The sequence below is a fragment of the Brevundimonas sp. DC300-4 genome (assembly GCF_049897365.1).
Lineage (GTDB): Bacteria > Pseudomonadota > Alphaproteobacteria > Caulobacterales > Caulobacteraceae > Brevundimonas.
Window position 1 is genome coordinate 23,319 of record NZ_JAFCWC010000006.1, and the last position, 24,686, is coordinate 48,004.

Genomic DNA, 24,686 nt, shown 5'->3' on the forward strand with positions numbered 1-24,686 from the left:
GGGATAAGGCCCGGGGAACGATCAGGCGTTGGCCAACTCACATCCAGTCGCTGTGGGCGTGGCCGTTGTGCAGGGCGTCGATGACGCTGGCATCCGGCAGGATCGCAACCGGCACGAACTCTTCCGACGGCGAGGCCCAGCTCGGCGCAGCAGCGAAGACTTCGCGCGCGGCCAGCGCCTCCAGCTGATCGAAGACAATGGCGTCACCCCCGGCCGGCAGGACGAAGTCGTCGGCCAGCGGCGAGACCTGGACAAAATCGTCGATCACGGTCGGAACCGTCTGCGGCCCCTCGTCGACCCCGATCGCATCGAACTGGAGATCGACTTGCGCGTCGTCGGCCGGCGGCGAGACCTGGACGGCGGCGTCCTTCGCGTCGTGATGAGCGATAGCCGCGGTGTCTATCAGCGGCGAGACCTGCGGGGCCGCATCCTTGCCGTCGACAGGTTCCACCGGCGCGCCGACGTAGCCGACGTAGCGGATGCCGCCCGACCAGGACGGGGCGGTCAGCGAGATGTGCTCTGCGCTCTCAGAGAAGTTCAGCAGCAGCTGGGCCCGGCTGGTACCGCTGTTCAGCGCATTGACCTGGACCGCGATGCCTGCGGGATCACCCTCCCGGTCAAGGCAGAAGCGGTACAGTTGCTCCACGAACTGCTGGTTAGACAAGGCGCCGTAACGGGCCTGGAACTCGGCCGAGGCGGCGAAGTTCGCGGCCAGAGTAAGCAGAGGCACGCCAGAGACCAGGGCCGCCAGCTGCGCTGTCAGACCACCCACGTCGGGGAGGCGGTCGAAGGTCGCATCGTAAAGTCGGGCGATCTGCAGGGCCTGATCGTTGGGAACCCACAGCCCGGCGTTCAGCGTCGGCGCGGTGAGGCCGCGATGCTCCGGGCTTTCTGAGAAGTTGATCACCAACTGCGCCCGGCTGGTGCCGGTGTTCAGGGCGTTGACCTGCACCGCGATGCCGGCCGGGTCGCCCTCGCGATTGAGGCAGAACCGGTAGAGCTGCTCCACGAAGGCCTGGTTCGACAGGGCGCCGTAGCGTGCCTGGAATTCGGGCGAGGCCACGAAGTTGGCGGCCAGCTGCAGAAGCGTAAACGAGCCGCTCGAAACCGCCCGCGTCTGGAACTCGAGCCCGGCCTGATCCGGGAGACGGTCCAGCGTCGCATCGTACAGGCGCATCACCTGCGCCGCGACGCTGTCGACGTCGAAGGTCAGGACGCCGTCGACGAAGCGCAGGTTCTCAACCGAAGTGAGAGTGTCAGTTCCCTCGCCATTGCCCGAGACGGAGGTGGACGAGGCGACATACTGGCGGCGCACGCCGACGTAATCGGCGGTATCCACGCCTGCTCCGCCGTTCAGCAGATCGTTCCCGCCTAGACCCCGGAGAATGTCGTTGCCGTCGCCGCCGTTCAGAGTGTCGGCCAAGGGGCCGCCTACCAGCGTGTCCGGCCCTGCCGTGCCGTTCAGGGTCAAGCCGGTGGGCTGAACCGCGAGATCGACGACCTGGTCGGTGAACTGCAGGCGCTCGACAGTGGTGATCGTCGCGACCCGGGTGGTTCCCTGGGTGACGGTCGTCACGCTGCCGCTCGTCGACACCGTATAGGCGCTACGGGCGTTGGCGAAGATGACCGTATCGGTGCCGGCGCCGCCGTCGAAGGTGTCGTCGCCGCCGCCTCCGGTCATGGAATCGTCTCCGTCGCCGCCGTTCAGGGTGGATCCCAGAAGGGTCAGCGGCGTCACCGCGTGGTTCGGCGCCGAGATGTGGAGCGTATAGGTCTGGCCCGCCGCCGGCGCCTGGCTGGTGAAGGTGCTGCCCGAGTTCGCGGTCCATTGGGCGACCTGGACGTAGTATGTGCCCGCCGTCGTGAACGTATAACTCAGCCCGGAATCGGTGGCGTTGAAGCCATCAGTCGCGCTGTCATCGTTCTGGCTCAGTTCCATTCCGGCGGCGTCGAAGATCCGCAGGGTGCTGTCGAACGAGGCGCCGTCGATGTCGAAGACGACGCTGGCCCCGGCCGCTACGGTCACGGCATAGTACTCCACGCCGCCATGGGTGGTCGCCACGATGGTCGCATGGGGAATCGTGGCCGCGTTGGCGATTTCGAGGGACGGCATCAGATCGAAGCCGGCGTCTACGGAGATCGCGGTGGCGATGGTCGCGTTCGCTGTGCCTTGCGCCTTGACGATGTCCGGGGCGCCGCCCGTCAGGCCCGGCGAACCGGCAAACAACTGGTCGTTACCGCCCCCGCCGTTGAGGACGTCGATCCCACCCTCGCCGTGAATGATGTTGGCGTTGGCGTCGCCGGTCAGGGTGTCATTATAGGTCGAGCCGCGAATGTTCTCGATAGCGGACAGCGTATCCGATCCCGCTCCGCCGCTCGCCACGCCGGTTGTCAGGTTGACGGTCACCGCTGCGGTCGCAGACACATAGCTGGCCGTGTCCGCACCTGCGCCGCCGTTCAGCGTGTCGTTGCCCAGGCCCCCGATCAGCAGATCGTCGCCGTCGCCGCCGGAGATGTTGTCATCGCCGGAGCCGCCGTCCAGCGTGTCGTTGCCGCCGAGACCCGACAGGGTGTCATTGCCGCCGAGCCCGCTCAGGGTGTCGGCGGACGCAGTGCCTGTCATGGTGTTGGCGGTGATGTCGCCGCTGACGTTCAGCCCGCCGGTAAAGGCCGCCGCGATCGTCTGGTCGGCGAAGCGCAGGAACTCGACGTTCGAAATGACATCGGTTCCGTCTGGCCCGAACACCGTGGCCGTCTGGCCGTTCCAGGTGATGGTATAGGCCGAGCGATTGCCGCTGAAAACGACAGTGTCGGAACCCAGGCCGCCGTCGATCCGGTCGTTGCCGGCGCCGCCCGTCAGGACGTTGTCGCCCGCGTTGCCGAACATCGTGTCCGCACCCGAGCCGCCGATCGCATTCTCGATCACCGCGCCGATCGCGATGGAGACGTTGCCGATCAGGGCGCCCACGTTCGAGAAGCTGCCCTGGCGCAGATCGATGACCTGGGCGTTGTTGTAGCCCGAGAAGTCAAACGTGTCGGTCCCGCCGGCGTCCCACACCGCGAAGATTACGGCCGAGGTGTTCGAGGTCGCGCTGAACCAGGCCTGGCCGGCGTTGGAGTTGAAGCCGTAGGTGTTGTTACCCGTACGGGTCGTCATGTTCGCGCCGTACAGTCGCTGGGCCGCGGCGATATCGTCCATGAGCGGGGCCGAGGAGTATCGGCCGGAACCGAAACTGGCCCCGGTGTTGCTCTCGCTGAAATAGCTCATGATCGAGTACTGGCGGCTGTCCTCGAAATAGCCGGCGTTGGCCGCGTAGGTCAGGCTCTGGCCGGGTGCGGCGTTGTAGGCCGCGGGGTGAGACAGGCCGATGGCGTGGCCGATCTCGTGCGACAGCACCTGCTGCCCGTAGCCCAGCAGCACCGGCGCGGCGTTGTAGGACAGGCTGTTGTTGATCCAGACGTCGCCGCTGTTGTTACTGTCCGTCCGCGTGGCGGGCATATAGGCGAAAGCCGCCGCGCCGTCGGAACCGGACGCATAGTTGCCGAACAGCATGGTGGCGCCGTCGGAGAAGCCGTCGCCCGCGTCCACCCGGGTGAAGGTGATATTGGCGACCTCGGACCAGGACGCCAGGGCCAGCAGGGTGGCGGTGATCTGCGCGTCGGTGAAGCGAGTGAAGCCGACGGTATCCGACGGCATGGTCGTCGGGGCCGTGGAGCGGAAGGCAAAGGTGACAGTACCCGGCTGACCCAGCGTCGTGGTCCAGGCCAGGTTCGAGCGCGTGATCTGCGCTCCGGCGCCGCCCGTCGTCAGCGACACCCTGCCGTTGGTTCCCAAACCGCCGCGATCGTCGGCGTTCAGCAGGCCCATCGGTCCGCCGCCTTCCTCGAAGACCGCGTGGAAGCCACCGCAGCAGCCACATGGTGAATAACCACCAACATCGCCAAAATCGACGCGACCCTCCGTGGCGAACGAGCGGGCATTGCCCGGGAAGGTATCCAGCTCTTGCAGCGCCAGGGCAGCGGTCATGATGTTCGCACTCTGCTTACGTGAACGATCACCCTAGCGGATGGCTAGCCGGTCACAAGCGGTGCAGGCGATTTACGGAACAACTCCCGGTGAACCGTGTTCCCGGCGTCTACCCGAGGCCGATATCGGACATCCCGCGCAGCCCCTCGGCCCGGCCCGTTTCGGCCAACTGACCGAAGGCCGCGGCAATATGATAGAGCGAGCTCGCCGGCGCCGGTTCGTCGATGAATCCCCCGCGAGGCAGTCGCTTGTCGCGCCACAGCCCGTCCGGCGTCAGGTACAGCCACAGGGCTCTCAGCGCCGTCGCCGCATCGTCCATCAGCCGCTGGCGTTCGCCGTCCGTGGCCGTCTCGGCCAGGATCAGCGAGGCCTTCAGCCATTCTGTCTGTGGCCACAGCCGGGCCCGATGGCTGCGCACCGTTCCGTCGTCGTTCAACGCATCGATGGCGATCATCGGACGCTCGGAAACGCCCGTGCGACCGACGGCGTACAGACGCTGCGCAGCCCGGGTCACATCGGCCCGGTCGCGCGCCCGCCCGACCCGAGCCAGCAGCCACGCCCATTCGAACTGGTGGCCCGGCTCGACCAGCCGGCCGTCCTCGCCCGCCGCCGGAGCCCAGTCCGCGCCGAAGAACTCGCGCAGGAATCCGCCGTTCGGATCGATGAATTTGGTCAGGGCCAGGTCGACCACGCGGTCGGCCAGCGCCGTCCATCCGGCGTCGCCGCCCGCCGCCTCCCAGCCCAGACACGCCTCGAGCAAATGCATGTGGGCATTGGACTGATACGGCTGCTCTCCCGCCTCTATCAGCCCGCCGGTCGCCGGTCCCGCAGCTAGCAGGGCGTCGCGCAACCTGATCGCCCGGTCTTCCAGCATCGGGTCGTCGATCCCGGCGCTCTTCGCCGCGGACAGGGCGAACAGGACGAAGGCCTGGTCATAAAGGTAGGCCGTCTCGTCCAGCGGCGCGCCCTCGGGCGTCAGCGTGGTCCGGCACAGGCCGTCAGGCCTCAGATATTCGCTGTAGAGCCGTTGAAGGCCACGCTCGACGATGCCGCGCCACGGTCCCTGCCATCCGTTCATCCCGGCATTGGCGTAGACGAAGATCTGGCGGGCCTGCACCCGCGCCCGGCGCGGAAGCGTCAGCGCCCGCCCCTCCAGCGACAGGACTTCGGCGAAGCCGCCGTTCGTGGCCTGTCCCAGCGTCGACCAGACTGGCAGGGCTTTCAGCCGCATCCAGTCGGCGAAACGGATCGCGCCCTCGGCCAGCCCCTCCGGCGGCGCCGTCGCGAAATCCAGGTGGCGCGGCGAGGTCGCCTTGATCCGCTCGACCAGCTTCTTGACGCCTTGCGACTGCGACAGGTCGCAGACCAGGACCGCGTCCTGCTCGACCACGATGGCGAGGTTCCGCACCCCCAGGGCCGCCACCAGAATACCGTCCGGAGCTCGGACCAGACACCCTTCCGAGTCCTCGAAGATATGCTGCCCGGTATCGCCTTCGCCCGATGCGGCGATGGAGTCCCAGGCGCCCAGATCGGACCAGGCGAAATCGACCTCCAGCACCGAGGCGCGGGCGGTCTTTTCCATGACCGCATAGTCGATGGAGATTTTCGGCGATGTGACGAAGGCTGATCCCAGCGTCTGGACGGCTCCGGAACCTTCCTCCGGCAGGGCCGATCTCGCCGCATCGATGACGGCCGGAGCATGGGCCGCCAGTTCGTCGATCAGAGAGGCCGCGGAGACGATGAAGTTGCCGCTGTTCCACAAATAGCCGGCGTCGATGTAGGTTTGCGCCTGGGTCCGGTCGGGCTTCTCGACGAAGGAATCGACCGCCGACAGCCCGCGCCCGGACGGCTTGATATAGCCATAGGCCTGAGACGGCTCCGAAGGCATGACGCCCAGGGTGACGATCCGCCCCTCGGCGGCTCCGGCGGCTGCGGCGGTCACCGCCTCTCGGAAGGCCTCATGGTCGGGAATGTGATGATCTGAGGCGACGAAGGCGATGATCGCCTCCGGGTCGTGCCGCGCGGCCCAGGCGGCTGCGGCGGCCATGGCGGCGGCCGAGTCCCGCGCTTCGGGCTCCAGCAATACCTGGGCCTCGATCTCGAGCGCGTTCAACTGATCGACGATCCAGTCACGGTGACGCACGCCGCCCACGACGATCAGCCGGCCCTCATCGCCGGCCAGGGGCGCGACCCGGACCACGGTCTCCTGGAACAGCGACCGGTTTCCGGCCAGCGGGATGAACTGTTTGGGTCGAGACGGCCGCGACGCAGGCCACAACCGCGTCCCGGCTCCGCCGCACATGATCACAGGATAAAGAGCCATAGGCCTGCTTTAGCCGGATTGCGGAATTTGGCAAACGGGTCCGCCACGTTGTGCGACGCCCTCGACTGGGGCAAACAAGGTGCCGAAGGATCAGGGGGTTAGGCGAACCATGAAGACGGCTCTGGTCGTACTGGGAATGCACCGGTCGGGAACATCGTCCGTGGCCGGAGCTTTGACACTGCTGGGCGCAGCCGCCCCGCGGACCCTTATGGCCCCTGCCGCCGACAATCCCCGCGGCTTCTGGGAGAGCCACGTCGTCATGGTCCTCGACGACGTCCTTCTGGCCGAGGCCGGATCGAGCTGGAGCGACTGGCGGCGTCTGCTTCGCACGCCCGATCCCGCCGCCGCCCGGGACCGCATCGTCCGCGCACTAACGGACGAGTTCGGCGACGCCGGGACCATCGTCCTCAAGGATCCGCGCATGTGTCGCCTGTTCCCCGCCTGGCGCGGCGCGATGGAACAGGCCGGTTACCATCCCTTGATCATCACTCCCCTGCGCCACCCCTCGGAAGTCGCCGCCTCCCTCGTCGCCCGCAATTCGATCTCGCGCGAACAGAGTCTGCGCCTGTGGCTGCGCCATGTGCTGGACGCCGAGGCCACAAGCCGGGGCCTGCCCCGCCATTTCATGCGCTGGTCGTCCTTCATGGCCGACTGGCGGGCCGAGGTCGCCCTGATCAACGGCCGGCTCGGCACGGCCCTGGCCCCCACCGCAGGCGACGACGGGGCCGGGATCGACGCCTTCCTGACGCCAGACCTGCACCGCCAGCGCGACGAGGCCCCGACCCCGGCCCTGGTCGCCCAGGCCTGGTCGGTGCTCGGCGATCTGGCCCGCCACGGCGAGCATCCGGACCTGCACGCGGCACTGGACGCCCTGCGCCGGTCGGTCGACCAGGCCGAAGACCTGTTCCCGGACGCTCCATAAGCCGCGCCTTGGGCCGCGATCCCGCGTGACACGGCGAAGCCTCGCCGGTATCAGCGCCGCCATGGACGAGAACGACCGGCAATCCGAGGAACGGGGCTGGGCCACGGCGAAGACGCTGGCCGAAGCCCTGCCCTATATCCAGGTTTATGACCGCGAGACCGTGGTCATCAAATACGGCGGCCATGCCATGGGCGAAGTCGCCGTGGCCAAGCAGTTCGCTGCCGACGTCGTGCTGCTGAAGCTGATGGGGGTCAACCCCGTGGTCGTCCACGGCGGCGGGCCGCAGATCAGCGCCATGCTGGACAAGGCGGGCGTCAGGTCGAGCTTCATCGACGGCCTGCGCGTCACCGACAAGGACACGATGGCCATGGCCGAGATGGTCCTCTCCGGCGCCGTGAACAAGGAGATCGCCCACTGGATCACGGTCGCGGGCCGCGAGGCCGACGTTCGTGGCGTCGGCCTGTCCGGCAAGGACGCCGGCCTGCTGACCGTCGAGAAGACGACCCGCACCAAGCGCGACCCAGACAGCCTGATCGAGCACGAGGTCGATCTCGGCTTCGTCGGCGAGCCGACGAAGGTCGATCCCAAGCTGATCGCGGGCCTGATCGCCTCTGAGACCGAGGACTGGGTGCCCGTCATCGCCCCGATCGGCGTCTCCGAGGACGGCCTGACCTACAACGTCAACGCCGACACCGTGGCCGGCGCGATCGCGGGGTCGCTGAACGCCAAGCGCATGCTGCTGCTGACCGACGTGAAGGGCGTGCTTGACAAGACTGGAGCGATCATCCGCCAGATGACGGTCGCGGAGGCGCAGGCCCTGATCGATGACGGCACCGCCTCCGGCGGCATGATCCCCAAGCTGGAGACCGCCATGGCCGCCGTCCGCGCGGGCGTCGAGGCCGTGGTCATCCTCGACGGCCGGCGTCCCCACGCCATGCTGGTCGAACTGTTCACCGAATACGGTGCGGGCACCCTGGTGAAGGCGTGAGACTCGATCTCTCGAGCATCAACGCCTGGGTCTTCGACCTCGACGACACCCTCTATCCGCCTGACCAGGGCGTGATGGGTCTCGTCCAGGGCCGGATCAATGCCTTCATGGTGGACGCCGTCGGCCTGCCCGCCGACGAAGCCAGGACGCTTCAGCGTCAATTCCTGAACGAACACGGCACGACCCTGGCCGGGCTAATGGCCAACTACGCCGTGGATCCGGAGACCTTCCTCCGTGAGGTCCACGACGTGCCCCTGGACTCGCTGGAGCCGAACCCGCGTCTGGCTGAGGTGCTCACCCGTCTGCCCGGCCGCAAGTTTGTCCTGACCAACGGCGCGCGCTGCCACGCCTCGCGCGTCCTGGACCGGATCGGCGTCGCCGCCCTGTTCGACGGCGTCTTCGCCATCGAGGACATGGACCTGACGCCCAAGCCTGCACCCTCGACCTATCGGCATTTCCTGGAGCGTTTCGGCATCGATCCGACGCAGGCCGTCTTCTTCGAGGATACGCCGCGCAACCTCGAGCCGGCCAAGGCCATGGGCATGACCACGGTGCTGATCGCCACATCCGAACACCTTGCGGCCCGGGGGCTGGCGACCGGCGACTGGATCGACGCCACCGCGCCTGACCTGCTCGACTTCCTGACTCCCTATGCCCTCAAGGAGGCCGCATGACCGATCACGCCCAGCTTGAAGCCGTCATCGAATCCGCCTGGGAGGCGCGCGCCGACCTATCGCCCTCGACCCACGGCGAGACCCGCAAGGCCGTCGAGACCGCCATCGACCTGCTGGACTCTGGGCAGGCCCGCGTCGCCTCGCGCGCCCCGGACGGCGTCTGGACGACCCATCAGTGGCTCAAGAAGGCGGTGCTGCTGTCCTTCCGCCTCAACGACAACGAGATCATGCGCGCCGGCGAGCGCGGCCTGTCGGCGCCCTCCTCCAGCGGCGGCGTACCCGCCGTCGGCCCCTGGTACGACAAGGTGGCCAACAAGTTCGCCGACTGGACCGCCAACGAGTTCAAGGAAGCCGGCTTCCGCGCCGTCCCCGGCTCGATCGTGCGCAAGGGCGCCTTCATCGACCGCAACGTCATCCTGATGCCGTCCTTCGTGAACATCGGTGCCTATGTGGGCGAGGGTTCGATGGTCGACGGCTGGGCCACGGTCGGCTCCTGCGCCCAAATCGGCAGGAACGTCCACCTGTCGGGCGGCGTCGGCATCGGCGGCGTTCTCGAACCGCTTCAGGCCAACCCGACCATCATCGAGGACGGATGCTTCATCGGCGCCCGCGCCGAAGTCGCCGAGGGCGTCATCGTCCGCGAGGGCGCCGTCCTGTCGATGGGGGTCTATCTCTCCGCCTCGACCAAGATCGTCGACCGGGCCACTGGCGAGGTCACGCGCGGCGAGGTCCCCGCCTACAGCGTCGCCGTCCCGGGAACCCTCCCCGACGCCAACGGCGGCCCGTCGCTCTACTGCGTCGTCATCGTCAAGCGCGTCGACGCCCAGACGCGGGCGAAGACCGGCGTGAACGAGTTGCTGCGGGATTGATGAAGCCAGTTCGCTGCAGAGTAATAACTTTAAGCTGGAGTCAATCTGGCGGGCGACACCGGTGATTGCGTCTTTAGTGCAGGCTGATGTATCGACGAATCCTATGAATCGGAAACGAGTGAAATGAGCAAAATTCAAGAATCAGCGGATTACTGGCGCGATGAGCATGCTGCCGGCCGCTTTCCTGATTATGAGGATATGTTGCAGGCTGCCTATGAACGGTTCCTCATTCCCGGAAACACTGTCGTGGACGTTGGCGTTCATGTCGGACGTCACTTTTCCAGATTTCAGGAAATTGTCGGGGCGACAGGACGGGTTGTTGGATTTGAGCCGGTGCCTGCGTTCCTCGAGCGCAGCTTGCCGCTTTGCAAACAGCAGTCAGAAATCCGACAGCTCGCACTCTCAGAACAACCCGGCAGCAGCGAGTTTCTTTTCATGGCGGATGCGCCCGGGGAATCAGGCTTTAGGGAGAGGGTAACGCCAAGTGAGCGAGGCGTGACGCCTATAACCGTGACCATTTCCACGCTTGACATGGAAACAAGAGACTTATCTAGCCTAAGTTATATTAAAATCGATACTGAAGGTCATGAGATCAGCATAATAAAAGGTGGGCAGCAGACAATATCGCGCTTTCGACCAATTATCAGTGTCGAGTGGGGCCAGCCGACCTATGAGCTGTACGGCCATAGTAAGTCTGACATCTTCACACTAGCTCGCTCCCTTGGTTACGAGATGGGCGACCTGTTTGGAAATGTCGTGGTCGACCTCGATGAGTGGATGCGCGTTTCTGACTGGTCCTATTGGGACTTTTTCATGATTCCCGATGAACGTGTGATCGATTGGAAAGAACGCCTCCAAAACTCGTCTTACAGACTTGCCTGATCGGCCACGAAAAGAGGCGTCTGAATATGTAAGCAAGCTGGTCCCCACGAGGATTAGATCGCTTTGCGACCTGATTGAATCGCGGGGATTCCCAACGGACCCGGGTTCTGATTCAACCTTCATGCTGGGGGCGGAGGCCAGCATGAATGAGCAAGGCGCTTTCGGCGGATTTGCGGGATCGTGTGATCGCCGCGATTGAGGACGGAATGTGATGCCGTCAGGCGGCGGCGCGGTTCAGGGTCAGCGCGGCCAGTGCGATCCGCTGGCGCTCGCGGGTCCGCAGACAGGGCGACGTCCGGCCGGGGCCTCTGGGCGGGGATCGTCGCTCGGGGTGGATCGAAGGCCACGCCGACCTGATCCTCGGTCTGGTCGAGCGCAAGAGCGACATCACCCAGGCGGAACTCTGCGCGGCCCTGGCCGAACAGGACGTGGGGACCAGCCTGTCGAGCCTGTGGCGGTTCTTCGTGCGTCGCAGGATCACGCTCAAAAAAGTCGGCGCATGCGGACGAGCAGAGCCGCCCCGACGTCCTGAGCCGCCGGCAGGCATGGTTCGACGGCCAGCTCGACCTCGATCTCAAACGGCTGGTGTTCATCGATGAAACAGGAGCCTCCACCAAAATGGCCCGCCGCCACGGGCGTGCGCTGCGCGGCCAGAGGCTGAGATGCAGCGTGCCCAACGGTCACTGGAAAACCACGACCTTCGTCGGGGCTCTGCGGCTGAGCGGCATGACCGCCCCGATGGTGCTCGACGGCCCGATGAACGGGGCTTAGTTCCTGGCCTAAATCCAGCAGGTGCTGGCCCCGACCCTGAAGCCCGACGACGTCGTGATCATGGACAACCTCGCCGCTCACAAGAGCACGCCCATCAGGGATGCGTTCGAGGCCGTCGGCGCACGGCTGCTGTTCCTGCCGCCCTACAGCCCTGACCTCAACCCGATCGAGAACGCCTTCGCCAAGCTCAAGGCCCTACTGAGAAAGGCCGCCGCCCGGTCAATCGACCAGCTCTAGGATGCCAACGCCCGGATCATCCAGACCTACTCACCCAGAGAATGCGCCAACTACTTCGCCGCCGCCGGCTATGATGCAGACTGATCGGAAAATGCTCTAGAGCAATGGTTGGCTGAGTTGAAACGAATGTGATGTGCTTAGGGATTCCCTTGGCGAGCGAACCAGGAATCCATCGGCCTCTGTTCGGGAGGCTTTGATGGGCAAGGCGCATTTGGACGAACTACGGGAGCGGGTGGTCGCGGCGGTAGCGGCGGGGATGTCTCGACACCAGGCGGCGGCTCGGTTCCAGATGGGGGTGTCTTCGGCGATCCGCTGGGTGGCGCTGAAGGCGGAGACGGGCGGGATCGGACAGCGGCCTCGGGGCGGCAAGCCGAGGTCGCCGCTGGCGCCGCACACGGACTGGCTGGTGGCGTTGATCGCGGCGGAGAACGACCTGACGCTGGCCCGAATCGGTCAACGGCTATTGAACGACCGGGGCGTTCGGACCAACGAGGCCTCGATCCGACGGTTGTTCAAGCGCAACCGGATCACCGTCAAAAAAAACACTGCACGGCAGCGAGCAGACGCGGCCCGACCTGGCCGAGGCGCGCGCCCGTCGCATGCTGACATGCCAGGCAGCCCACGGATGATCCACGAGCTGGCGACGCCGGGCGGACCCTAAAGCTTTCGCTTGATCACATCCTGCAGCATTTCACGGTCCAGCGTCAGGTCCGCCTGACGCTGGATCATGGCCACCTGGGCCTCGCTGAGCTTCGACCGCTTCATCGTCTCTCCTCGTTCACAGGCCCAAGGGCAAAACGAGATAATTCTAGCTAAGATCGGTCCGATAATTCAGGGGCAGGTCAGTCCGTGCGTCGGACGAAACCCTTGCTCGTGCGCGTTTGCTGTTGGTCAGCGATGGACTTTACCCAGGCTCGAAAACGAGGCGTCCGATAGCGCTCAAGCTTTTCAAGCGCCGCAACGGCGCCGCTGATCTCCTCCAACCGCCGGCGGCTATCCAAAGTCTCGAGTTCTTCGGGTTGAATGACGAGGAGAGAGCTGAGCCGATTCAATTCGTGGCGGACCAGTACCTCTACTTCCAAGAATGCGGCTTCGCACTCTTGCATGTCAGGTGCTCGCCCCATCCGACCCGCACGGGACAGGCCATGCTTCACTGCGTTTGAGGCCGAGAGCCGCTTGCCCTCAAGAGACTTTGGACCCGTGCTTAGACGCGCATTTCCCCGATTGGCGCAGACACGCCGGTCAGACATCGCGGTCGGTGTCAACTAAGTTCACCACCTCTTCGGAGCGAGACGTATCGGCCGTCAACGCCAGGTTGGCGCGCCGCACTTGAACGTGTCTCAGTTTAACCAGAGGTCGGATGGCTCGCGAGTACTCGAAAGTCCGGACTGACCGATCGCGCCGACGCTCGGTGCGGTCGATCAATATGTCAAGCTTGGTCAGCTTATCGATCGCCAGGGAGTAGCCCTGCGCCAAAACGCTATCCAGGCGCAGTCCGATTGAGGCGAGTTGGTCCTTGAGTTCTTTGTGGTCGTTCTCTGTGCCGCCGAACACCCATTGGTTCACGATTCTGGTGGCTTTGTTCGGATCCGTCAGGTTCTCCGCCATCGACATTGTCGGCTTTACAAGCTTGATAAGATATTCAGACAACGCCAGCCTGATGACCCCAATCTTGGATTTTTCCAGCTGGTTCAACTCCCGTGTTTTACTGATCAGCGTCATGGCCAACATGGCTTCCATGCCAGGATCCGGGTCCATCTCCCGGAGAAAGTAGTCCTGAGCGGCCCGGGCTTCCGCAATGGTTTCGCCCACGAGCGGGCGAAGCGGAAACGGGTAAGCTTGTGTTGGCTCAGGTGGAGCTGCCGGAGCTGGTAGCGAGACCTGAGATTCTGCCGTTTCGACAGGCGCGAGTGTATCCGACGTTCGGTTAGGCGGCCGCGATCTTTGGCGAGCATCGGGCAGTGGCTGTCCAGACATAATCACGCTACTCCAAACACAGCCGTTACACCGCAGAAGGATTGGCCGATTTGCTCCACCGGGGCAATCGGCCAACCTCCACTTTCACAGCTGGGGTTCAGCCGTCGTCGACAGCGATCACCCGCGACCGCCTGCCTCTTTTCATGACCACCTGAGCGCCTGGGACATAGGCCTGCGGCGTCTGCTCATAGTCGATGTGCCAGCCTTTCCAGAGTAGTCTGCGATACTCGCGCACGGCCGGGTGCTGCTCAAGCGCTTTCTCGCTCGCTGACGCGCGCTGCTGGGATTGGACTCCTCCGAAGCCCGTCTTCAGACCATCCTGTCGCTGAAGCAGTTCTGCGATCATGCGGAACGTCTGCCCCAGAGACACACGACCCAACCGCCAGATGGACCCATAGGCCTGGCGATCGCGGTTCACACTCATCGAAGCGACCCCAGATCATCGCTGGTCGCGGGCGGCGGCCCCGGAAGATGTGAAATCATCGGCGCATGCCGCAGGCGGACAAACTCTTCATGGTCCAGCCTGTCGCGCAGCCACGGAACCACCGCTCCGTGGCTATCCACGCCGTGGAAAATCCATGTAACGTCTCCAACTTTCTGAGTCGCAACTATGTTATCTCCGCTTTCGAATACTCGAGCGCCGGGCCTCATTGTTCGCTTGTATCGAACGAAAACACACTGATCGCCGATTCTCATGATTAGTTTTCCTTGTGAACGCTTCAATACAAAGCAAGAGAATGCTTAGACCAGGTGTAAGACTAGTCAATAGTATGATTTAATTGAATAAAATATATCTCGCGCGCTCGTCAAAGGCGCTCTTCAAGATGCAAAGCGATCAAGCGCGCTCAGCCCGAACACCTCAGCGGCACCCACACAGGTGGGCCGCCTAACGCCATCAGCGCGAAGTCGGGTGGGCAAGGCGGGACGTCAGGTTCGCCCTGTCGCCTGCAGGCGCGCGGTACCGTGCTAGCTCAGTTGCCTCTAGCGCAGGCAATCCAGACGCAGATAGTGGCATGGCTACCTGGCTACCCGGAGCAGGTATCGGCAGAGCCCAGTCCGAGGGGTTCGCTTCTCGAGCTCTGGGCCGATCATTAGCGGCTACGGGCTGGGGCTTAGGCTGGGGCTTAGGCTGGGGCTTAGGCTGGAACTGGGGGGCGCCTGGGCTGAAAGCCAAGGGACAACGGATAAGACACGGGGCCGCGCAGCCAAGTGGGCCACGTGCTCAGGCGTGGTGTTGCTCGCGCTGCTTCCACGCTGTCGCCCGGGCAATCAAAGTTGCAACTGGTTGCAACGTCCGACGCCGAGATGGGCAGGGGTCCTTTTCGCAAAACGAACCCATCGTCAGTGGGGCGGCGGGTCTCAAGCGCAGAGGTTGATGCCTCCAAATCAGCAGTGAGTCACATCAGGGCGCATGGGCAGAACGACGACGGCTGACTGGCCTCATGTCCTGATGTCCTGGTGTCCCCGTGTCCCCGTGTCCACATCCTGCGCGCTTGGTGCCCCACACTGACCTGACCCCCACACATAGAACCCCACGCTCCTGCCCTCTTTCCTCTCCGCATTCACGGGGTGGGGCGCAGGTCGAGGTGAAACTCAAGGAGCAGATCCAGGGATCTCGGCCCGCAAACCGCGCGTGGGCCACCCTGCAGCTGGCCAATCAGGGACGGATGACACGCCAGCCCCTATGCGGCACAAGCCGTCCATGCTCGCCGACTCACCCACCTCCCCGCCCGGCCTCGACGCCGCGCGGCAGACGCTGGAACGGGTCTGGGGCCATGCCGACTTCCGGGGGCTGCAGGCCCAGGTCGTCACCGAGATCATGGCCGGCCGTGACGTCCTCGCCGTCCTCCCGACCGGCGGCGGCAAGAGCGTCTGCTACCAGATCCCGGCCATCCTGCGCCCCGGCCTCGGCCTCGTCATCTCTCCCCTGATCGCCCTGATGACCGATCAGGTCGAGGCGCTGAAGCAGCAGGGGGTGGCGGCGGCCCGGCTCGACTCCGGCCTGTCGCTGAACGAGCGCACCGATGTCCTGCGCGCGGCGCAGTCCGGTGAACTGGACCTGCTCTATGTCTCACCCGAAGGCCTGGCCTCCGGCGCCCTGACCGACCGTCTGCGCGACCTGCCCCTGTCGCTGATCGCCATCGACGAGGCCCACTGCGTCTCGCAATGGGGCCACGACTTCCGCCCCGACTATCGGACCCTCGGTCGCCTCGGCGAACTCTTCCCTGGCGTCCCCCGCATCGCCGTCACCGCCACCGCCGACGCCCGCACCCGCGACGACATCCTGGCCTCGCTCCGCCTCGAGCACGCCGCTGTCTTCGTCGACAGTTTCGCCCGCCCGAACCTGCAGCTCTCGGCCATTCGCAAGGAGAGCGCCTCGCGCGCCAGGACCGACGCCCACGTCATCGAACTGGTTCAGGCCCGACGCGGCCAGTCGGGCGTCGTCTATTGCGGCAGCCGCGACGGCTGCGAACGCGTCGCTGACGCCCTGAAATCCGCCGGGACCAACGCCATCGCCTATCACGCCGGAATGCCGGGCGGAGAGCGCGACAAGCGGCTCGAAAGGTTCCTGGCTGAAGACGGCGCCGTCATGGTCGCGACCATCGCCTTCGGCATGGGGGTCGACAAGGCCGACGTCCGCTTCGTCATCCACGCCGATCCGCCGGGCAGCCTCGAGGCCTACTGGCAGGAGATCGGCCGCGCCGGACGCGACGGCGAGCCGGCCGAGGGCATCACCCTCTACGGCCCCTCCGACATCGCCTGGACCCTGAAACGTCTCGACAGCCGCCCGATGGCCGAGGAGGTCAAACAGGTCCAGGCGCGGAAAGCTCGCCAGCTGTTCGCCATGCTGGACGGCGCGACCTGCCGGCCCCAGGCCGTGCGGCGCTATTTCGGAGAAACCGACGCCGGCGCGTGCGGCGTCTGCGACGTGTGTTGCGACCCGCCCGCCCTCTATGACGCCACCGTCCCGGCCCAGAAGGCGCTCGCCGCCGTCCAGCGCCTCGGCGGCCGCTTCGGCAAGGGGCGGATCGTCGACCACCTGCTGGGCAAGACGAAAGACGTCCAGCCGTGGGAGAGCGACCTCTCCACCTGGGGCATCGGCAAGGAGATCTCGTTGGGCGGCTGGCGCGACATCGTCGACCACCTGATGTTCGAAGGCCTGCTGCTCGAGGATCCCAACGACGGCAAGCCGCTGGTCGGCCTCGGCGACGCCGAACGTGTCCGCGCCGTCTATCGCGGCGAGATCGCCGTCGAGGTCCGCCGCACCCCGCCGGGTTCCGACACCGGTCGATCCGCCAGCCCGAGGAACCGCACCCGCAACGACCGCAACGCCGCGGTCGAGGCGCTCGACGCCGACGTCCGCGCCCGTTTCGAGACCCTGCGCGCCTGGCGCCGCGACCGCGCCGCCGAACAGCACGTCCCGCCCTATGTCATCTTCCAGGACAAGACCCTGCTGGAGATCGCCCAGCGCGAGCCCGGCTCGCTCGACGCGCTCGCCGCCATCTCCGGCGTCGGCCAGACCAAGATCGACCGCTACGGCAAGGGCGTCCTGGCCGCGCTGACGGGCGCGGATTAATCCAGCGCGCAGATGTCCGGCAGGCCGCGCAGGGCGCCGGCGTGGTCCAGGCCGTAGCCGACCAGGAACCGGTTCGGCGCCTCCCAGCCGACGAAGTCCGGCTCGGGGGCACGGGGCTTCGGCCAGGGCTTGCGGGCGAAGACGCAGGTCACGACCTGGGCGGCCCCCGCTTCCCTCGCATGCCGCACGGCCTCGGCCAGCGACAGGCCGGTATCGAACACGTCGTCGAGGATCAGCACCTTGCGATCCGTCAACGACCGCTGGAACGGCGCATGCACGTCGATCCGGCCCCGGCTCGACTTTTCGTCTCCGTAGGACGCCAGCCACAGGGCGTCGAAGCGGACATTCCGTCCGATCCGCGACAGGGCCCGCGTCAGGTCGGCGGCGAACCACAGGCCGCCGGTCAGCAGCACCGCCGCCACGGTCTCGTCGTCGATGACCGGGGCGATCTGTTCGGCCAGATCGGCGACGATCCGACCGATCTCGGCTTCGGAAAGGAGGACGGTGGGCGTCGGGGGAGCTTCAGCCATGCGAGGCGGATACCGCCTCGGCCCCATGGCTGTCGATAGACTCATGCGTCGGCGCGGCGGGGACCGGGGTCGCGTCGATCGGCTCGGCATGCATTGTCGGAGCCTCCTCAATCATGGCGGGCCGCAGGCCGTGGTCGTCGGGCGTCGGCAAGGGTCGGGCGCGGGCGGCGGGCGCGGCCTCCGTATGCGCGGCCGGTCCGGCTCCCGCCCTGGCGAAATCGACGCCGACATCGACGCCATGCGCGCCGGGGTCGCGGATCAGGGCGGCGAAGCCCTCGACCCCGCCCGGAAGGACGGGGGCCCCGTCCAGCTCGATCAGGGCGTACCCGACCTCGGCCCCATGGGCGTCGAGCAGGGCGACCCGGACCGGCGGCGCGACGATCTCGCGATCCCTGACGTTCCGAAGGGCGCCGGACACCATCACCATGTCCGGCCGTTCGGCCACGGCCTTGGCGGTCAGGGCCTCGAACTCGAGCCCGGTCGGGTTCACCGGCGTCCCGACCATGGCGTAGGCGGCCGCGGCGCGGGGATACAGTTCCACCACCTCGACCCGGAACAGCCAGCCGGCGCCGATCAGGCCGACGAACAGGCTGGCCAGACCGGCCCAGACCGCGCCGTGGGTCGCGGCACGGCGCAGCCGACGCTGCTGTTCGGCCCGGGCACGGAAGGCCTTGGGCAGTTCGGGCGCGGGAATCTCGGGCGAGACCGGCGGCGCGTCCTCGAAACTCCTGGGCTCCTGAGCGAGGATCGGTTCGCTGGCCGCCGTCAGCTCCAGCGGTTCGTCGCTCGGCATACCGTGCCAGACATGGGCGCAGGACTGGCAGCGCACCTTGCGGCCGCCGGGCGGAATGGCGCCGTCGGGGGCAAAATAGCTGGTGGCGCAGGACGGGCAGGTCAGTATCATGGTCGCTGACTGCGAGGCCGCTCGCCGGCCCCCTCCTGTCGGAACGCAATGCGGTCCGGTCCTAACGAAAACAATCGATGCCTCAGTCGCCCCGTCGCGCCGCCGAATCCGCGCCTTCGCCCGAAACCGTCCGCCTCTCGGCGGTCGGTTTCGGCTATGCCGAATCGCCCGGCGTGCTGCGGGACGTTAACCTCATCCTGCCGCGTGGCTCTTTCCACTTCCTTACCGGCGCGTCGGGAGCGGGAAAGTCTTCGCTGCTGCGTCTTCTGACCCTCGCCGACCGGCCCGCGGAAGGCCGCATCGCCCTGTTCGGAGAAGACGTCACAGGGATCACCGCCCGCGACCGACCCGCCTGGCGTCGGCGCATGGGGGTCGTGTTCCAGGACTTCCGTCTGCTGGATCACCTCAGCGTCTTCGACAACGCCGCCCTGTCGCTGCGGGTGCGTGGCGGCAAACGCAGCGACTACGCCGCCGACGTCCAGGAGATGCTGGCCTGGGTCGGGCTGGGCGATCGCGCCGACGCCCTGCCGACCGCCCTGTCCGGCGGCGAGAAACAGCGCCTCGCCATCGCCCGCGCCGTCATGGCCAAACCGGACCTGATCCTGGCCGACGAACCGACCGGCAGCGTCGACCCGGCCATGGCCGATCGGCTGCTGAAACTGTTCCAGGCGCTCAACACCCTGGGCGCCACCGTCCTGATCGCCAGCCATGACGAAGATCTGGCCAGGCGGTCGGGCGCGCGCCGGTTGCAGTTGCGCGACGGCCGCATCTCGGGGGTCGCGACGTGATCCGCTGGTCCACCCTGTTCGGCTCCGGCCCGCGAGCCCGACCGGTCCGGCCCGAGAGCGGTCTCCTGCCGCGCGACGCGGCCGGGGAGCGCTGGCTGGCCGCGGTCATCGCCGTCCTCTGCTTCCTCGCCTGCCTCGCCGCCGTCGGTGCGGTCGCCGCGGACCGGGCGGCGCACGGATGGGCCCGTGAACTGCGGGCCGAAGCCACGGTCCAGGTCCGTCCGCGTGTCGGTGAGAGCGGCGCCACCGCAGCCGCCCGGGCCGCCGAGACCCTGGCCGGCGTCAACGGCGTGGCCGAGGCCGCCGCCATGGACCGCGCGACCGCCGAGGCCCTGCTGCGTCCGTGGATGGGCGAGGCCGTGCTGGCCGACCTGCCCCTGCCCTTTCTGGTCACCGTCCGCCTGGACCGCAGCGCGCCCGCCAGCGCCCTGACCCTGGGCCGCGCCCTGGCCGAGGCGGGGCTGGACGCCACCGTCGACGACCACAGCCTGTGGCGCGGCGAGGTCGAACGGTCGGCGACCCTGATCACCGTCCTGGCGCTCGCCGCCTTCCTGACCACGGCCTTCGCGGCGGGGGCGGCCATCATCTACGCCGTCCGCGCCGGCATCCAGGCGCGCCGATCGGTGATCGAGACCCTGAGCCTCTCCGGCGCCACCGACGCCGCCATCGCCTGGTTGTTCCAGCGCCGCTACGCCCTGCTGGCCCTGGTCGCCGGCGCGGCGGGAACGGCGACAGCCATCGCCCTGCTCGCCCTCCTGCGGGCGCTCGGCGGATCCAAAGGCCTGACCCCCGCCCTGCCCGTCGCCTGGGCCGATATCCTGATGCTCTCGCCTTGCCCGCTGGTCGCCGCTACGGTGGCGCTTGTCGCGGCGCGACTTGGCGCCGGACGGGCGATGGCGAGACTTGGCGCGTCCCAGGTCGGCGGCTAGAGATTAAGCATGAAGTTTCTGGCGCTTGTCGGGATCGTGGCCCTGATCTGGCTGGTGGGGCTGTTCGCCTTCGCCGACCGGGTGCGCGGCTTCACGCCCGCACCGGAGCCCGCGCGCGCCGACGGCATCGTCGCCCTGACCGGCCCTTCCGCCGAGCGGGTCAACGCCGCCATCCGCCTGCTGGAACAGGACAAGGGCGAGCGGGTCCTGATCTCAGGCGTCAACCGCGAGGTCCGCCGCAAGGAACTGCGTGAACTGACGCCGGGGTCCAACCGCCTGTTCAACTGCTGCGTCGACCTGGGCTTCGAGGCCGAGACCACGAATGGCAACGCCCAGGAGATCGCCGCCTGGGCCCGCGCCAGGGGTTATGACAGCCTGATCGTGGTCACCTCGGACTATCATATGCCCCGTTCCATTCTGGAACTGCGTAGCGCAGCGCCGGATCTGGAGCTGACGCCCTACGCCGTCTCGACGCCGTCGCTGGACAACTCGCGCTGGTGGCGGGCGGCCGTCACGGCGAGACGGATGACGCTGGAATACGTCAAATACCTCGCCGTCCTCGGTCGGGAGACCTTGCACAAGGTCACCGGCCACGACGAGCGGCCGACGGCCGAGAAGGAAGCGGCGCCCGCGTGAAGAGCCTCCGCACATTCCTGTTCGTTGTCTGGTTCTACCTGTCGATGGCCGCCGTCGCCGTAGGCCTGTCGCCAGCTCTGCTGATGGGTCACCGCCAGGCGATGGGCGTGGTCCATATCTGGGCCCGGACGGCTCTTTGGGGTTACCGCTGGATTGCGGGCGTGAAGGTTCAGACCCTGGGCCGTGAGCATCTGCCGACCGGCGGCGCCCTTGTCGCGTCCAAGCATCAGGGGCTGCTGGATTTCGTCGCCCTGATCGCGGTCCTGCCGGACCCCTGTTTCGTGCTGAAGAAGGAGCTGACGCACATGCCCTTCCTCGGCTGGTTCGGCGTGAAGACCAGAATGATCGCCGTGGATCGCGACGGCCACGCCAAGGCGCTGAAGGACATGGTGCGTCAGGCCCGCGAGCGGATCGCCGAGGGCCGTCAGGTCATCATCTTTCCCGAAGGCACCCGAGCCGAAGTGGGCGCCGTGCCCGAGTACAAGCCCGGGATCGCCGCCCTCTACCGCGATCTGGAGGTCTCCTGCATTCCGGTCGCGACAGACTCCGGCGTCTGGTGGCCGGCGGAAGGGTCCATTCCGCAGGGCGTGGCCACCTTCGAATTCCTCGAGCCCATCCCCGCCGGACTGAAGCGCGCGCCCTTCATGGCGGAACTGGAGGGGCGAATCGAGTCGGCCTCGAAAGCCCTGCTGTCCCAAAGCGCGGTGGCGCCCCGCCTCTAGCCGCAAGGTCGATCAGCTCGCTGCGAACTCGCTCAGGGCGTCGATGACGGCGCGGTTCTGGTCTTCCGTGCCGACGGTGATGCGCAGGCCGTCGTGGATGCCGTAGCCCCCGACCGGGCGAACGATGATGCCCCTGGAGTTCAGGTAGTCGCTGGCGGCCGCCGCGTTGCGCTTCTCGTCCTTGAAAAGGATCAGGACGAAGTTGCCGGCGCTCGGCAGGACCTCGAAACCGAAGCCGCGGATGGCCTGGGTCAGGCGCGGGCGCCAGGTCTGGACCATCTCGCGCGACGCTTTCTGGTGCGCCTCGTCGCCAAGGGCGGCGGTCGCCGCCTCGATGCCGGGGATGGACACGTTGAACGGCAGGCGGATGCGGTCCACCGCCTCGGCCACGCCAATCGGCGCGTAGCCGAAGCCGACGCGCAGTCCGCCGAGGCCGTGGATCTTGGAGAAGGTGCGGGTGACGACCACGTTGGCCGCCTCGCGGGCCAGCGGGAAGGCGGTCTCCCAGTCGGCCTCCGTGACGAACTCGGCATAGGCCTCGTCAATGACCAGCACGATGTGTGGCGGCAGGGCCTCGTGCAGGCGGCGGATTTCCTCGCCCGAATTGTAGCTGCCGGTCGGGTTCGAGGGGTTGGAGACGTAGACGATCCTGGTCCGTTCATCGACCTCGGCCAGCAGCGCGTCGACCTCGGCCTTGTAGCCCGGTTCCGGCGCCAGCTTGACCTGGGCCTCGCAGCCAAGGGCGCTGATCCGGTAGGCGAGGAAGCCGTACTGGCCGGTGACGATATTGTCGCCCGGCGTCAGATAGGCCTGGTTCAGCAGGGCGAAGACCTCGTCAGACCCGTTGCCGAAGATCAGCCGCTCGGGCTCCAGACCGTGGTGTTCGGCGACCGCCGTGCGCAGCTTGGTGGCGCGGCCGTCGGGGTAGATGTGGATGTTCTTGATCGCGGCCTCATAGGCTTCGCGCGCCTTCGACCCTGCGCCCAGGGCGTTCTCGTTCGACGACAGCTTCATCGGCTCGGCGATGCCGACGATCGACGACTTGCCGCCGACATAGGGGGCGATGTCGAGGATGCCCGGCTTGGGCGCGGGCGCGTTGATCTCGGTCATGAGGCGGTCTTTCGGAACTCGGGGAGACGTCAGAACAGAGGAGCTGAGCCGATTATGCCGGACAGCGAACCGGGCGCATGGTGCAGCCGCCCGTCTTCGGCCTGCACATAGCCCGCCAACATGAACAGCTTCAAGCCGCTGACGGAGGCAAGCGGTTTGCCGACGAAGCCGCAAGCGGCCAGCGCCTCGATGATTCGTCCGTCGGACAGGGCGGAATCGGTCACCCAGAAGGTGCGGTCCGCGCCGGTCGGGCCGGTTGGCGCGGCGGCGATCATGAGCGTCGAAGGGAGGCCGTGGCGGTCGTCAGGCAGGGCGGCGATGACCCGCAACCCGGGCCGGGCCAGCAGCTTGCCCCACCAGGGATGGCCCGTCGCGAGGTCGATCAGGGCGCGGGCGCCGGACGCGGCCCGGGCCAGGGCGGCCTCGGGGTCGGCGACCGCCTGGGCCGACAGTCCGAACCGGTCGGCGGCCAGCAGTTGGGCGGCGGCGCCGGCGACGACCATGGCCGGACCGGTGCGGGTCTCGATCCGCCCCCAGAGGGCGCGTAGCATGGCGGCTTGATTAGGATCGTAGGCCTCGGCCAGCAGGGCGCGCAGGGCGAGGGTGGATGCATCGGGCGAGGGGTCGGGCCCGGCAGCCAGCCGGTCGGTCAGGGCCTCGATCAGGGCCTGATCGAGCACCAGCCGGTCGGCATCGACCTTGGGCTCCTCCAGCAGGGCTCCGTGCTTTCTCGCCATCAGAACAGCTTGGGCGCCGGGACGATGGCGAAGGGTCCGAGGAAGGTGCGGCCGTCGCGGAAGGTCAGCTCCAGCGCCATGTCGTCGTCGCCCCGCACGGCGGTGGCCGCGGCGGCCCCGGCCGCGCCCACGCGATTGACAGAGCCAGATCCCGAACGCGCCAGCCCGGCGATGGCGGCCATCGGCTTGACCGCCTGGAGTGAGACCACGCCCTGCAGACGGCCGTCGGCATTGGCGGACAGGACCTCGCTGGACAGGGTGGCGCGGCTCTCGCCCGCCGACAGTTCGCCACGCACGGCGGTGAAGCGTCCACCCGCACGGGTCCAGGCGGCGAAGACCCCGGCCGCATCCGCGCCCTGGAGGCGGTCGGCGTCTTCGATGACCGTCTCGATCTGCGCGGTCAGCTTGCCGTTGCGGGCCATGCCCTCGACCGGGCCGCCGGGGCGACCCTCCGCGTCGATCAGGCGGAACAGGACGTCAATACTGGTGTCGACGCCGGGGGAACCGGCGGGCGCCAGATGTGGCCGCAGATAGAGTTCGGCCTTCTCCGCGCGGGAGATGGGGAAGACCTCGGCCCCCTCATGCGAGGTGAATTCCGGCTTCGCCAACTCGATGGCGACATTGGGCCAGCGCTGGGTCAGGCCGTGGACGCTGGCGCGGATGAACTGGCCACGTACGGCGACCTTGCCCTTGCCCGGGCGGGTCAGGACCAGGCCTTCGCCGACGACGAGCACCCATTTGTCGGGATTCCACGCGTTGGCCTCGGCGGCCAATTCAGGCGCGGCGACGGCCAGGCCCGACGGCGCGGTGATGGAGACGTTCCCGGCGCCCAGCCGGACGCGGAACGGCCAGCCCGAGGTTCCCAGCGCGGTATAGGTCACATCCCATCCGCCGGCGCGCATCGCCTCGACCCGCTGGTCCAGCTGGTTGCGGACCTGACCGGCCAGGACGAACCACCAGATGGACCAAGCGATCAGCACGATCAGGAACAGGCCGATCGGCGCGAACAGACCGGAGCGTTTGTGGCGGATCGGCGGAGCGTCGGTCATCGTGGCCTTTGGCGAGCAAACGGGAAATGAAGTC

General features: G+C 67.0%; 20 protein-coding genes and 2 pseudogenes. 12 read left to right on the forward strand and 10 right to left on the reverse strand.

Annotation, left to right across the window (positions count from 1 at the left end; genetic code table 11):
- Positions 1-37 precede the first annotated feature (37 nt).
- Together ACP7AZ_RS11235 and ACP7AZ_RS11240 are read right to left on the reverse strand one after the other, a co-directional pair.
- The gene (locus ACP7AZ_RS11235; RefSeq protein ID WP_426038744.1) at positions 38-4,027 is read right to left on the reverse strand and encodes a DUF4214 domain-containing protein; all 3,990 of its coding nucleotides are present in this window, start codon (positions 4,025-4,027) and stop codon (positions 38-40) included.
- 109 nt (positions 4,028-4,136) lie between these two features.
- On the reverse strand, positions 4,137-6,350 hold the full coding sequence (locus ACP7AZ_RS11240) for an AGE family epimerase/isomerase (protein ID WP_426038745.1): 2,214 nt from the start codon (positions 6,348-6,350) through the stop codon (positions 4,137-4,139).
- A gap of 160 nt (positions 6,351-6,510) precedes the next feature.
- On the opposite strand from ACP7AZ_RS11240, the gene ACP7AZ_RS11245 reads away from it, so the two are divergent.
- From ACP7AZ_RS11245 to ACP7AZ_RS11275, 7 genes and pseudogenes are all read left to right on the forward strand, one after another.
- The gene (locus ACP7AZ_RS11245) at positions 6,511-7,272 is read left to right on the forward strand and encodes a sulfotransferase family protein (protein ID WP_426038746.1); all 762 of its coding nucleotides are present in this window, start codon (positions 6,511-6,513) and stop codon (positions 7,270-7,272) included.
- Positions 7,273-7,333: 61 nt separating this feature from the next.
- Positions 7,334-8,260, forward strand: coding sequence for an acetylglutamate kinase (argB, locus tag ACP7AZ_RS11250; protein ID WP_303696045.1), 927 nt, complete (start codon positions 7,334-7,336; stop codon positions 8,258-8,260).
- Positions 8,257-8,934, forward strand: a complete 678-nt coding sequence (locus ACP7AZ_RS11255; RefSeq protein ID WP_426038747.1) for a pyrimidine 5'-nucleotidase — start codon at positions 8,257-8,259, stop codon at positions 8,932-8,934. Before argB ends, ACP7AZ_RS11255 begins: the two co-directional genes overlap by 4 nt.
- Entirely contained in the window at positions 8,931-9,803 is an 873-nt protein-coding gene (dapD, locus tag ACP7AZ_RS11260; protein ID WP_426038748.1) for a 2,3,4,5-tetrahydropyridine-2,6-dicarboxylate N-succinyltransferase, read from the forward strand. The genes ACP7AZ_RS11255 and dapD overlap by 4 nt, the downstream gene beginning before the upstream one ends.
- 123 nt (positions 9,804-9,926) lie before the next feature.
- Entirely contained in the window at positions 9,927-10,685 is a 759-nt protein-coding gene (locus ACP7AZ_RS11265) for an FkbM family methyltransferase (protein WP_426038749.1), read from the forward strand.
- Between the two features lie 146 nt (positions 10,686-10,831).
- Positions 10,832-11,777, forward strand: a pseudogene (locus ACP7AZ_RS11270) (IS630 family transposase).
- Between the two features lie 112 nt (positions 11,778-11,889).
- A pseudogene (locus ACP7AZ_RS11275) lies at positions 11,890-12,010 on the forward strand (IS630 family transposase); the annotation flags it as partial.
- 525 nt (positions 12,011-12,535) lie between these two features.
- Here ACP7AZ_RS11275 and ACP7AZ_RS11280 read toward each other — a convergent pair.
- The 3 genes from ACP7AZ_RS11280 to ACP7AZ_RS11290 form a co-directional block, all read right to left on the reverse strand.
- A complete protein-coding gene (locus ACP7AZ_RS11280; protein WP_426038750.1) occupies positions 12,536-12,799 on the reverse strand; it encodes a hypothetical protein in 264 nt (87 codons plus the stop codon).
- A 136-nt stretch (positions 12,800-12,935) separates the two neighbouring features.
- Positions 12,936-13,433, reverse strand: coding sequence for a hypothetical protein (locus ACP7AZ_RS11285; protein ID WP_426038751.1), 498 nt, complete (start codon positions 13,431-13,433; stop codon positions 12,936-12,938).
- Positions 13,434-13,767: 334 nt separating this feature from the next.
- A complete protein-coding gene (locus ACP7AZ_RS11290; protein WP_426038752.1) occupies positions 13,768-14,016 on the reverse strand; it encodes a hypothetical protein in 249 nt (82 codons plus the stop codon).
- 1,356 nt (positions 14,017-15,372) lie between these two features.
- On the opposite strand from ACP7AZ_RS11290, the gene recQ reads away from it, so the two are divergent.
- Positions 15,373-17,247: a DNA helicase RecQ gene (recQ, locus tag ACP7AZ_RS11295; protein WP_426038753.1), complete on the forward strand. Its 1,875-nt coding sequence runs from the start codon at positions 15,373-15,375 to the stop codon at positions 17,245-17,247.
- Here recQ and ACP7AZ_RS11300 read toward each other — a convergent pair.
- Positions 17,244-17,777, reverse strand: coding sequence for a phosphoribosyltransferase (locus ACP7AZ_RS11300; protein ID WP_426038754.1), 534 nt, complete (start codon positions 17,775-17,777; stop codon positions 17,244-17,246). The genes recQ and ACP7AZ_RS11300 overlap by 4 nt on opposite strands.
- On the reverse strand, positions 17,770-18,681 hold the full coding sequence (locus ACP7AZ_RS11305) for a zinc-ribbon domain-containing protein (protein WP_426038755.1): 912 nt from the start codon (positions 18,679-18,681) through the stop codon (positions 17,770-17,772). The genes ACP7AZ_RS11300 and ACP7AZ_RS11305 overlap by 8 nt, the downstream gene beginning before the upstream one ends.
- Before the next feature lie 77 nt (positions 18,682-18,758).
- Here ACP7AZ_RS11305 and ACP7AZ_RS11310 point away from each other — a divergent pair, with 77 nt between their 5' ends.
- The 4 genes from ACP7AZ_RS11310 to ACP7AZ_RS11325 are packed head-to-tail and all read left to right on the forward strand — an operon-like array spanning position 18,759 to position 21,756.
- Positions 18,759-19,469, forward strand: a complete 711-nt coding sequence (locus ACP7AZ_RS11310; RefSeq protein WP_426038756.1) for a cell division ATP-binding protein FtsE — start codon at positions 18,759-18,761, stop codon at positions 19,467-19,469.
- Positions 19,466-20,398, forward strand: coding sequence for a cell division protein FtsX (locus ACP7AZ_RS11315; RefSeq protein ID WP_426038757.1), 933 nt, complete (start codon positions 19,466-19,468; stop codon positions 20,396-20,398). The genes ACP7AZ_RS11310 and ACP7AZ_RS11315 overlap by 4 nt, the downstream gene beginning before the upstream one ends.
- A gap of 9 nt (positions 20,399-20,407) precedes the next feature.
- A complete protein-coding gene (locus ACP7AZ_RS11320; protein WP_426038758.1) occupies positions 20,408-21,034 on the forward strand; it encodes a YdcF family protein in 627 nt (208 codons plus the stop codon).
- Positions 21,031-21,756, forward strand: coding sequence for a lysophospholipid acyltransferase family protein (locus ACP7AZ_RS11325; RefSeq protein ID WP_426038759.1), 726 nt, complete (start codon positions 21,031-21,033; stop codon positions 21,754-21,756). The genes ACP7AZ_RS11320 and ACP7AZ_RS11325 overlap by 4 nt, the downstream gene beginning before the upstream one ends.
- 12 nt (positions 21,757-21,768) lie before the next feature.
- On the opposite strand, the gene hisC is transcribed toward ACP7AZ_RS11325, so the two are convergent.
- The 3 genes from hisC to ACP7AZ_RS11340 are packed head-to-tail and all read right to left on the reverse strand — an operon-like array spanning position 21,769 to position 24,652.
- Positions 21,769-22,866: a histidinol-phosphate transaminase gene (hisC, locus tag ACP7AZ_RS11330; protein ID WP_426038760.1), complete on the reverse strand. Its 1,098-nt coding sequence runs from the start codon at positions 22,864-22,866 to the stop codon at positions 21,769-21,771.
- 29 nt (positions 22,867-22,895) lie between these two features.
- Positions 22,896-23,603, reverse strand: coding sequence for a hypothetical protein (locus ACP7AZ_RS11335; protein WP_426038761.1), 708 nt, complete (start codon positions 23,601-23,603; stop codon positions 22,896-22,898).
- The gene (locus ACP7AZ_RS11340) at positions 23,603-24,652 is read right to left on the reverse strand and encodes a DUF2125 domain-containing protein (protein WP_426038762.1); all 1,050 of its coding nucleotides are present in this window, start codon (positions 24,650-24,652) and stop codon (positions 23,603-23,605) included. Before ACP7AZ_RS11340 ends, ACP7AZ_RS11335 begins: the two co-directional genes overlap by 1 nt.
- Between the last annotated feature and the right edge of the window lie 34 nt (positions 24,653-24,686).